Source organism: Mesorhizobium sp. M1050 (genome assembly GCF_040318715.1).
Classification (GTDB): Bacteria; Pseudomonadota; Alphaproteobacteria; order Rhizobiales; family Rhizobiaceae; genus Mesorhizobium.
Map to the genome: position 1 here is coordinate 1 of NZ_JAMYMV010000119.1, position 10,605 is coordinate 10,605.

Sequence of the window (10,605 nt, forward strand, 5' to 3'; positions counted from 1 at the left end):
CAAGCGTAAGCGCCTCAAAGCCCTCATGAACCCGACCTACCGCCAAGCCGTCCTTGCAGGTTAACGATTCATGATTTCGCCCTGCCCGACACGCGACCTTGCCTTCTCACCCCAAGACAATTCATTAAAGCATCGGCCTTCCGCCAGTGACTTCGTAAAGGGCGCCGGTCGTATAGCTGGCACCGTCCGAGGCCAGAAGCACATAGGTGGCCGCGAGCTCGGCCGGCTGGCCAGGGCGCTTAAGCGGTGTATTCTTGCCGAACTCCTTTACCTTTTCGGCCGGCATCGTCGAAGGGATCAAGGGCGTCCAGATCGGCCCGGGCGCGACGGCATTGACCCGGATGCCGCGCTCCGCGACCAGTCCAGCCAGCCCGGCGGTAAAATTCGCTATCGCCCCCTTGGTGGTGGCGTAGGCGAGCAACATAGGTGAGGGGCTGGTGGCGTTGATGGATGACGTGTTGATAATAGCGGAGCCGGGTCTCATCACCTTCACGGCCTCCTGTGAGAGGTAGAACATCGGATAGATGTTCGTCCTGAAGGTGAGATCCCACTCCTCGGCCGTAATATCCTCCAGCCTTTCGAATGTCGCCTGATGCGCGGCGTTGTTGACCAGGATGTCCAGCCGGCCGCATTCATCCATGGCACGCTTGACGAGCGAGCGTGCAAAACGTTCGTCGCTGATGTCGCCGCGCGCGATCACAGGCTTGCGGCCGGCATCCTCGACCCATCGGGCCGTTTCCTTCGCGTCTTCGTCCTCCTCAAGATAGGAGATGATCACATCCGCGCCCTCGCGGGCGAAGGCGATTGAGACTGCACGTCCGATGCCCGAGTCCGCGCCAGTGACCAGCGCAACGAGGTCCGTCAGTTTGCCGCTGCCGCGATAGCTCTGCTCGCCATGGTCTGGGCGGGGATTCATCTCGTCGGTGTAGCCGGGCATGTCCTGCTGCTGTTCAGGCATGGGTGGCTGAGGATGTTTCTGCCGGGGATTATTCTGCATGCTCAGCTCCTTTGGCTCTAGTTTGGGTTTCAATGCTGGGAGTCCGTGAGAGGGCCTGAGCGCCGCCTTTGTGCTCGGGCGAACCGCGCCTTGCAGGGTTCTCATTCTTCGTGGCCATCGACCGATTTCCTCCGGCAGTCGCACATGGCGACCGCAGCGACCCACACACGTCAATGATCTCTCCTAACCGGTTTGAAAGCGGAGTGTTCCACTCGCCGTGCGTTCTGCGTTCAGAATTCATGGGACGGGTTCAATGTCGCCAAGCCGAATGGTCCGAGACTTTTGGCACAGCCGGCACAGGGAGGATCCTTGCCAATCGACGTTGTCGCAGGGATCTCAGGGCGAGAGTCTCTGTGCCGATCTGGCGCTGGAAAGCATCGGCGATCCGCAGCGCTTGCGGACCCTTCTGGCCCAGATCGACGCGCCAGTCGCCCAGGCCGACATGTGCCTATGACCGGAGCGTCCGTCAGCGAACTTGTCGAAATGTGGTTTGGCGGCCAGGCAGAGGTTATGATCCCGCTACCGAAGAGCGCTTAGACGAGCGTCAACTGTGAAATCGACGTGATCCCAACCCAAGGCTCAGACGGGCAGGCAGAAATCAAGCGGCTACAATCAGCGCTCTCGGATCGAAGCGCAGATGAGACGCTGGAAGACGCTGATCGGACCGAAACTAGAGGCAGGATCCTCGTCAACCAACGCGTGGCATAAGCAAACTCACAGGATTGGGTGCTTCCCAAGGCAAATTGCGATCCCTGGAAGACCGTCCTCAACGCAGTCATTGCGCTTTCCCCGGCGGCACGCCCCGTGAACCTGCGACGCTCTTTTCAGCCGGGTAAACGCCCTCCAACACGTCGTTGAAATGGCGGCTAACCGCCGCATTGCACTCGCATGCAAGCGAGCGCAGCCCGGCCGGATTGCGCACCGCCAGCCGGCCACGCCCTGTCTCAATGCAGTCGCGCTGCCTCAGGTCGCGGATGACTCGGCTCATGTAGGAGCGGCCTACCCCGAGCATTGCAGCAAGCTGTTCCTGGGTCAGCGTCAGATTTCCGGCCCCTGTGCGCTCTGTCGCGGCCAGCAGCCATCTCGCAGTGCGCTGTTCGATGGAATGCGCGGCGCTGCATGCAACGGACTGAAACAGCTGCGCCATCAGACAATCGGCGTAGCGGGCGAACAGGTGACGCAATGACAAAGAACGCGATTTTGCTTCTTCCAGATGGTGCAGGTCGATCCTGAAGAAGGACCCCCCGACTTGAACCTCGGCACGTGTATAGGCCGGGAGCCTACCTTGGCTCACGATCCCACCGACCGCTCCTTCACGTCCGATAAGTGCAGTCTCTATCGCTCGTCCGTCACTCAGCGCGACGAGGTAGGAGATCATCGCAGACCCGCGGGGAAAGTAAGCGTAGCGGACAGCGTCGCCTGGTTCGTGCAGCAATGTACCGGCAGGCGCTGACCATTGTTCGAGGCTCGGCTGCAGGATCTCCCAGTCATCGCGTCGTAGCGCCCGAAGCAGGTTGTTTCCAATCGGTTCCGATTTTTTATAGGCGTTCTCCATCGCGCTCCTCTCTTCCAAAGAATGGGGCATCTACAACGGCTAGCGAGGAGAAATGTTCACTAGTGCGCAGACGGAGCGTGCGCAGCCATTTACAAAATGTCGCAGGGGCGCTGATCCAGGCCTCACCGAGCGCGAGCCGTGGTGCATCGGCTCCCGGGCAGACCTCGGGGCTGCTTAGGGAAGAAAAATGCCGGCGACTGGATCTGCGGCGTGGCGCCTCAAGCACGCCGAAACTGCAATGTTCGTGCAGCAAGGCGTGAAACATGAGCTCTAGCCATCGGTCCGATCCAGGGGCCAACGCGTTGCTCCGCCTCTATATCGCAGGAGACACGCCGAGCGCCAGACGGGCGCTGGAAAGTCGTCTGAGGATAATGAAGGAATGGGCCGGCGGAATCGAAATCCATATCATCGATATCCTCGCGCATCCCGAAGCGGCGGAAAGCGCCGGCATTCTAGCGACGCCGACGCTCTCGGACGAGAGAGCCACCCCTCCACGGCGGCTGATCGGCGACATCAGCAACACCGCTCAGGTTCTCGACTATTTCGGTTTTCGCGGGAAGGACAGTGGCTATGACCACAGCTGAAGAGATCCTGATCGACCCTGTACTCGAACGCGTCAGGACCGGTATCGAGGCTTTCGACGATCTTGTGATGGGCGGCCTGCCGCGCGGGCGCACCACCATCGTCGGGGGGACGCCCGGTAGTGGCAAGACTGTGTTTGCGACGCAGTTTCTGGCCCACGGCATCACCGTTCTGGGCGAGCCCGGCGTCTTCGTCACCTTCGAGGAATCGCCGGCCGAGATCGAGGTCAACATGGCCAGCTTTGGCTGGACCATACGCCGTTGGCGGGAGGCGAACAAACTGGTCTTCGTCGACGCCAGTCCGCGTGACCACGACCAGATGATTATCGGCAATTTCGATCTAGCCGGTTTGCTGACGCGTGTCTTGCACGCTGCGCGAAATTCCGCGGCAAAACGTATCGTGCTGGATTCCGTCACCCAGCTCTTCGACCACTTCGTGGCGGAGCAGACGTCGGTGCGTCGGGAGCTCCTGCGCATGGCGACAGCCCTCAAGAAGCAAGGTTTGACGGTGCTGATGACCGCCGAACGCAACAGCGAGTATGGCGAGATATCCCGCCACAGGATCGAGGAATTTGTCGCCGACAATGTGGTCATCCTGCGCAACGCGCTCTATCGCGAGCGGCGCAGGCGCACCATCGAAGTCCTGAAGATGCGAGGCAGCCGCCATGTCGAAGGCGAGGTGCCGATCACGCTTGTTGAGAAGCAAGGCATAGTGGCGGTGCCATTGTCCTCACTACGGCTGGAGCAGCAATCCAGCACGAAACGGGTGACCAGCGGCATTTCGGAACTCGACAGCATGTGCAGCGGCGGATTTTTCCGCGACAGCATCACCCTTGTCAGTGGTGCGACGGGTACCGGAAAGACGCTGCTGGTGACCAATTTTCTCGCCGGCGGCGTAGTGTCTGGCGAACGTGCCTTGCTGGTCGGCTACGAAGAGAGCCGCGGTCAATTGTTCCGCAATGCTCGTGGCTGGGGCGTCGACTTCGAGGCAATGGAGGCGGATGGCCGGCTCAAGGTCATTTGCATCTACCCGGAAGCGCAGAACTTGCCAGACCACCTTTTGATGATCCGCGAGCTCGTGCAGGAGTTCAAACCTGACCGGATCGCGATCGACAGCCTGTCGGCCCTGGAAAGGATCGCGCCAGACTCCGGCTTTCGGGAATTCCTGATCAGCCTCACATCCTTTATCAAGGAACATGAGATCGCTGGCCTTTGTACGGCGACCGACAAGTCGCTCGTCGGCGGCCAGAGTGCCAGCGAACAGCATATCTCGACGCTTACCGACGCCATCATCCTGTTACGTTACATCCAGGAGGGCAATTTCATGCACCGCGGGATCATGGTGCTGAAAATGCGCGGCAGTGAGCACGACAAGCAGATCAGGCGCTTCACGGTCGACGGCGCCGGCATGCATCTCGGTCAGCCCTTCAATGGCGCGCCCGACATATTCGGAGAATCCGCGGCGTCTCGGCGTGAGGAGTAGGCAGTGACGCGCAGCGCAGCCGAAATTCTGGACCCGTCTGCCAACGCATTCTTGACGGGCATCAGCCAACTCAACTTTCGACGCCTGATCGAGACATTGGCCGATGGGATTCTCGTCGTCGATCTGTCGGGAACCGTGCTCTATGCCAATCCGGCGGCGGCCATGATCTTCGGCTATCCGGCTGCCGATCTCGTTCACATTCCACTCGGCCGACCGGTCATATCCGGTGAAACCACCGAAATCACTGTCCACCGCCGCCGTCGGTCACCAGCCGACGTGGAAATCAGGACCGTCGAGGTCAGCTGGGACGGAAAGCCGGCGCTGCTTGCCAGCTTGCGCGACGTCTCGGCGCAGCGAGCTCAGGAGGAGCGTCGACGCCAGTCGCAAAAGCTCGAAGCGATCGGCCGCCTCGCCGCTGGAATCGTTCACGACATTAATAATCTGCTGGCTGTGTTCGAGTCGGGGCTGCGGCTCCTCCAGAAGCAGTTGGCAGGGGAAGCGCCCAACCCGAATTCAGCCATGCTGGTAGAAGAGCTGATCAGCCGGACACGAAATGGCGGTGCGCTTACGCAGCAATTGCTCGCCTTCTCCCGCGGACAATCGCTTTATCCCGAGACCATCGATCTGAATGCTCGAATGGAGGCGCTTAGCATGCTGCTGGAGCGGACTCTGGGGAGCGGCACGCAGGTCAGATGTGACCTCGATCCGGCACTTGATGCTGTCCTCGTCGACGCCAATCAACTCGACGTCGCCATTCTCAACCTGGCTGTCAATGCCAAGGACGCAATGGATGGCAAGGGAACGCTGTCGATCGAGACCAGCAATTCTCCCGCCGATATCGAAGACGTGCCGGCTGCGGCTGCCCGTTTTGTTCGTGTCACCGTAAGCGATACGGGTTGCGGGATGAGCAAGGAGGTCCTTTCCCAGGTGTTCGAGCCGTTCTTCACGACAAAGGGCGACGGGCGGGGAACCGGGCTTGGCCTCAGCCAGGTCTACGGCTTCATCAAGCAGTCCGGCGGGCATATACGGATCGAGAGCGTTGTAGGGACGGGAACGAGCGTACATCTGTTTCTTCCGCGCCCGCCGCGAGCAACGAACGACGAACCGCGATCGTCGGGCGAGATCCGGCGCAAGCGTATGGATGAATAGCCGCCGAATGGGGGCCGCCAAGCGGCAGCCACGATGAGTTGGAGAAAAAGCGGGCCCGATTCCAGGCCCGCAAAAATCTTCGTCAGGCCCTTGAGAACGGACGGTTGCCGAAGAACCAGAGGCTTCCGGCAGCCAGGGCCGCCACGACGGCACCCACGATCACATACGCCCACTTGCCGCTGGACGTATGGAACGCGCCAGGACGAGTGGAAGCGGAGAGAATGCGCTGGCACCCTTGCGCTGGCGAGCTCACCAGCGAGTCAGGTGCCTCGGATGCGGGAGGGAGGCGGCGTCTTCGCTCAAAGTCCATCGACGGATGCTCTGAGACCGGCCACCACGGTGCTGCACGCGACCGCGGCCGACATTGCTGGGAAGCTACTCCGATCGATCCAATTGGCGCAACGCGTCCATTATGGCGTCGAAGCTGACCGGTTCGGTAGCTCCCGGAGGCATGCGCAGTGCCGGCACGGATTCCACCGCCCAGGCATCCGACGCCCATGACGAAAGAACGGCGCGCTTTTCGTGGACGTCCAGCGTCGTGTCGGCCAACACCTCCTGCGAGTGCCCGAAATGCCGTGCCGGATGGAGTAACCGGTCGTCAAGGAAAAGATCAGGGGCCTCGGGCCCGATCGGAAAACTCGTCGAAATGGCTCCTTCCATCGATGGTCCTCCTTCAGATAATCTCCTCTGTTGACGTCGTTGGTGGCTCTTGCCAGTTCCACCAGCAAAATCTCGGACGTTGCCGATCAAATTTCAATGGGGCACCGAGGTCACACGTTCACGATTTTCATCCGTTCGCCCCTATATTTTGAGATCGGTGAAACCATCTGCATGAATCTCAGTTTCTGTCTCCTGAGCCGACGGCGACGGCCGGCCGGCTGGGCAGGAGAACTGATCATGTTCGTGAATTCGAGGAAGGGACTATGCGCCGGTGTGGTGGCGGGAGTTCTGCTGTTCTGTCCCGGGGGCATTGCTCCGCTCACAGCACAGGAGATCCCGAACGACTTCACCGCGATTGTGCGCCAGAAGTTAGCGGCGGTTGTCGCGATCACGACAAGGCAGATCATCCAGGATCAAACGACGCTCAACGATTTTCTCGACCCTTTCAATGGTCGCCCGGGGCCCGCCCAGCCGCAGGTCCGAGAAGCTCTTGGCTCCGGCTTCGTCATCAATCCTGAGGGCTACATCGTCACCAACAACCATGTCGTCGCCGATGCTACCGAGATCCATGTGGTATTCTCGGATAAGGAGACTGCACCCGCGCGACTGGTTGGCCGAGATCCGGGAACCGACATTGCGGTGCTGAAGGTCGATCCGCGGCCCAACATGGCCACAACCGCCTGGGGCGACTCGGACGCAGTTCAGCCCGGCGCCTGGACGATCGCGATCGGCAGTCCGTTTGGGCTCGGCGGGACAGTTACCGTTGGCGTGCTTTCTGCCCGTTCGCGCGATATCCAGGCCGGTCCCTACGACGATTTCCTGCAGACTGATGCCTCAATCAACCGTGGCAATTCAGGCGGCCCCCTGTTTAACGCGCGCGGTGAAGTGATCGGGGTCAACACGGCGATTGTCTCGCCATCGGGTGGCAGCATTGGTATTGGCTTCGCGGTGCCGTCCCGAACTGCCCAGAGCGTCGCCGATCAGTTGATCCGCACGGGCCACATCGAGCGCGGGTTCATCGGCGTTCGTCTCCAGGAGGTCACGCCGTCGATTGCCGCGGCGCTCGGGATACCGGGGAGCAAGGGAGCGCTGGTGGCCTCGGTCGAGCCCGGCAGCCCGGCAGAGAAGGCAGGTATACGGGCAGGTGACGTCATCACCCGTTTTAACGGCAAGGACATCCAAGGCGTCCGTGACCTCACGCTGGCGGCGGCGAGCCAAAAGCCGGGGTCGAAAGCGACTGTGACCAGGAATCGAGATGGCAGCCAGCAGGAGTTGACACTGACAGTCGGTCAACGCAAGGACGAGGAGGGACAGACTGGCGCTGTTCCTGCTCCGGATGCGGCTGACCAACGTCTTGGCCTGTCACTTAGCCCCATTCCGGACGAAGTGCGCCCGCAACTCGGCCTCCAGCCGGGAACCACCGGCGTATTTATCCAGGACGTGGCACCGAACAGCCTCGCAGCCGAGAATGGCCTTCGGCCCGGAGACGTGATCGTCTCGGCCAACAACCGGGATGTGGCACAGCCGTCGGACATCCAGGAGGAGTGGGCAAAATCCCGGCGGCAGAAAAGGCCCATTCTGTTGCGCATAAATAGGCAGGGACAATCGCTCTTCGTTGCCGTGGCCGCATCCTGACGTAGCCTGTCTCAGAATCGAAATTTCTACGGCGTTCAGCAAAGCGACGCACGAAATGCGGCAAGAGCTGCGACCGCGACAGGGCGAACCGGGGAGGAAAGGGTTCTGCTTTCCGCTCTCGGGAAGGCGACCACACCACAAGCGCGGTCTTCTTCCATGAGCGCGGCGAAATCCGCGACGCTCATTCGAGAAGCAGGCGTTCCGCGCTTCGGTCTCAACCCCGTCACAACCCCGTCGTCGACGCCATCGTTCACTAGAATGCTGTCTAATTGTCTTGACCGCGCAGCCACACACCTGGGTATGGCGCGCAGGACGATCTCGGGTGACCTGCTCAAACGCGCCTCGCCGCTCAGGTGGGGGCACATCAGCCTCACAGACATCCACAGCTGGGATACTGAACAATGCGCGAAGGCTTCGGGACGCTTCGCTTGCCAGCAGCAATCCACGGGCGGCGTGATGTTTCTAATTCATTCGGCCTTAGCGTGCGTTCTGAACCGTTCTGACCCCGAACTGGTGGCCTGGCAGTCGGGAACGACGCCTTGCCGCGGGCAGCCGCGGCGTCGCCCACCAGCTCGGGCGCGATCGTCCGGATTTCATGGTGAGATCGATGTCCTCCGAAAGCTCCGAGCTGGCGCGATTTCATGACGGGCTCGACTGCTGCTCGAGACGGCAGTCGGCTGGCAACTTTAGAAAGCCCGCCCGGGCATGCTCCGGGCGGGCTAACAGCATGCTTGTCAGCTCTTGCAGGCGGCCAAAACCCTCAGAGCCTTGTCTGCACTCGAATAGCTCGAGTACATTTTCTTGCCGATGGCCGTCATCTTTACTCCGTCGGGCTTCGAAGAGACCACCGTGCATGTCTTCGTGCTCGTGTCCTTGGCGACCCAATAGTGAGTCGCAGCAATTGCGGGAGCACCCAACAAGCCCATCAGTGCGGCGGCGATTACAAGGGTTCGTTTCATAGCTTCCTCCATTTTTCGTCTTTCAACAGCAGTCCGCCTGCGCCAAAGTTCGAGCAGCGGACGACACGACCGGACGGGTGAGCGACGAGTACGTCCGGGCGGCGAATGAACGATGATTGTTCCAGCCGAAATTTATTGCCGGCCCCAAATTCTGCTTGCCAATGCAGCCTCTTGTTGCAGGCGCATGACTCGCTTGCGATGGCCAGCCACTCCGCAACATACTCACTGTGAACCGGCCGGAAGGCCTCGCGACGGGCGGCGATAGGTCGGCGCTAATCGGCGTCGGGCGAGTTCCGCCACAGCCTCGAAAGACTGGATGGCCGAAGTTCGCGAAAGGAGAAGCGCAGGGTTACGACGGTCGCAAGGCGTGTCGCCTGCGAGCCGAGGGGAAACGGCCTGACGAGGGCTGGGATCCACCACTATTTGCCGATCATGGCGGGCTGCTCAGATGCCTTTCTACGCTCCGGCCGTTCTGGAACAATATGTCCTTTTGCAAGTTTGGACGGCTCATGAAGGAGTAACGAAATGTCAGAATCGCGCGAATGGTTTGTCCAGTGGCTCAGGGATGCTCATGCCATGGAGGAGCAGGCTGAGACCATGCTCAATGGGCAATTGAGCCGTATAGAAAATTATCCTGAGCTCAGCAGCCGAATTCGGCAACATCTCGAGGAGACGGTGCAGCAGGCCGCCCGGCTCAAGACCTGCCTCGACCGCATCGGGCAAGGGCCCTCCCGGCTGAAGGATGCCGGTGGAAAGCTGACAGCGATGGCGCAATCAATGAGCGGCATCTTCGCTGGCGACGAGGTCATGAAAGGATCGCTTGCGAGCTACACGTTCGAGCACATGGAGATCGCCTCCTACACAATTCTCATCGCCGCTGCTCGATCCCTGGGTGAGACAGAGATCGCGCGCGTATGCGAGCAGAACCTGCGAGAAGAAATCGCCATGGCCGACTGGTTGAAAGACCATCTCCCGTCTACGGCCGAGCGGTTCCTTGCGCGAGCCGATACGGAAAGCGAGAGCGCTAAGCGCTGACCATCGTCGACGCTTGCTTGCCACTTGGCCTCCGTAGCCCGGCCATCCCACGGTCCCCCGGCTTAGATGCTCGCTTGAAAACAGGTTCGGGCAAGAAGCGTGCAGTCCGAAGCTGAAGGTGGCTGCCGGTTCTGCTGCTGCGATGGAAAACCAAGACGGTCGCGGGATCCGCCCGCGCCGGCTGTAATCTTGCGGCTGTTGCGGGAAGCGAGCAAATCAGAGTTTTCCCGCTTGACCGAGCCGGGATCCAAGATCGCGGCGACAGCCCATCTAGGATTGCGCCCGATCTCCGTTAGCTTCGGCTCGCCATCGTGAACGTCGTCTGCTTCGGCCTGCCCGAGGGCGGTGACCGCAAATAAGTGGTGACGACAAGGGGTTGCCGATCGCGAAGCAGCTTGGCAGATGTCGCGGAGAGGCGCTTTGACCGGAACGCCCATGCATGCGTGCGCGGCATACACCAGACCTCCCGTCAACTTGCTTCGGCGATCTTGCTGAGAAAAGCTGCCAAGCTCTGCTGCGGATCCTCATCGTCCCCAGCCACGACGTTGAGC

At 60.8% G+C, this 10,605-nt stretch carries 10 protein-coding genes; 5 read left to right on the forward strand and 5 right to left on the reverse strand.

Annotated features, from left to right (window positions below; all coding sequences use genetic code 11):
* Window positions 1–124: 124 nt before the first annotated feature.
* Entirely contained in the window at window positions 125–997 is an 873-nt protein-coding gene (locus NKH57_RS32325; protein ID WP_352950359.1) for an SDR family oxidoreductase, read from the reverse strand.
* A 775-nt stretch (window positions 998–1,772) separates the two neighbouring features.
* On the reverse strand, window positions 1,773–2,552 hold the full coding sequence (locus NKH57_RS32330) for a Crp/Fnr family transcriptional regulator (protein WP_352837869.1): 780 nt from the start codon (window positions 2,550–2,552) through the stop codon (window positions 1,773–1,775).
* A 263-nt stretch (window positions 2,553–2,815) separates the two neighbouring features.
* Here NKH57_RS32330 and NKH57_RS32335 point away from each other — a divergent pair, with 263 nt between their 5' ends.
* From NKH57_RS32335 to NKH57_RS32345, 3 genes are read left to right on the forward strand one after another with little or no spacing between them, the layout of a single operon-like run.
* Window positions 2,816–3,136, forward strand: coding sequence for a circadian clock KaiB family protein (locus NKH57_RS32335; protein ID WP_352950362.1), 321 nt, complete (start codon window positions 2,816–2,818; stop codon window positions 3,134–3,136).
* Complete coding sequence (gene kaiC, locus NKH57_RS32340; RefSeq protein ID WP_352950364.1) at window positions 3,123–4,616, forward strand: circadian clock protein KaiC; 1,494 nt, start codon at window positions 3,123–3,125, stop codon at window positions 4,614–4,616. Before NKH57_RS32335 ends, kaiC begins: the two co-directional genes overlap by 14 nt.
* A gap of 3 nt (window positions 4,617–4,619) precedes the next feature.
* On the forward strand, window positions 4,620–5,765 hold the full coding sequence (locus NKH57_RS32345) for a two-component system sensor histidine kinase NtrB (RefSeq protein WP_352950366.1): 1,146 nt from the start codon (window positions 4,620–4,622) through the stop codon (window positions 5,763–5,765).
* Between the two features lie 375 nt (window positions 5,766–6,140).
* Here NKH57_RS32345 and NKH57_RS32350 read toward each other — a convergent pair whose 3' ends face one another.
* Entirely contained in the window at window positions 6,141–6,425 is a 285-nt protein-coding gene (locus NKH57_RS32350) for a hypothetical protein (protein WP_352950368.1), read from the reverse strand.
* Between the two features lie 237 nt (window positions 6,426–6,662).
* On the opposite strand from NKH57_RS32350, the gene NKH57_RS32355 reads away from it, so the two are divergent.
* Complete coding sequence (locus NKH57_RS32355; protein WP_352950370.1) at window positions 6,663–8,060, forward strand: Do family serine endopeptidase; 1,398 nt, start codon at window positions 6,663–6,665, stop codon at window positions 8,058–8,060.
* A 734-nt stretch (window positions 8,061–8,794) separates the two neighbouring features.
* Here the strand turns inward: NKH57_RS32355 and NKH57_RS32360 are convergent.
* A complete protein-coding gene (locus tag NKH57_RS32360; RefSeq protein ID WP_352950372.1) occupies window positions 8,795–9,019 on the reverse strand; it encodes a hypothetical protein in 225 nt (74 codons plus the stop codon).
* Window positions 9,020–9,544: 525 nt separating this feature from the next.
* Here NKH57_RS32360 and NKH57_RS32365 point away from each other — a divergent pair.
* Window positions 9,545–10,054, forward strand: coding sequence for a ferritin-like domain-containing protein (locus NKH57_RS32365; RefSeq protein WP_352950374.1), 510 nt, complete (start codon window positions 9,545–9,547; stop codon window positions 10,052–10,054).
* 62 nt (window positions 10,055–10,116) lie between these two features.
* On the opposite strand, the gene NKH57_RS32370 is transcribed toward NKH57_RS32365, so the two are convergent.
* Window positions 10,117–10,512: a hypothetical protein gene (locus tag NKH57_RS32370; protein ID WP_352950376.1), complete on the reverse strand. Its 396-nt coding sequence runs from the start codon at window positions 10,510–10,512 to the stop codon at window positions 10,117–10,119.
* Window positions 10,513–10,605: the final 93 nt, after the last annotated feature.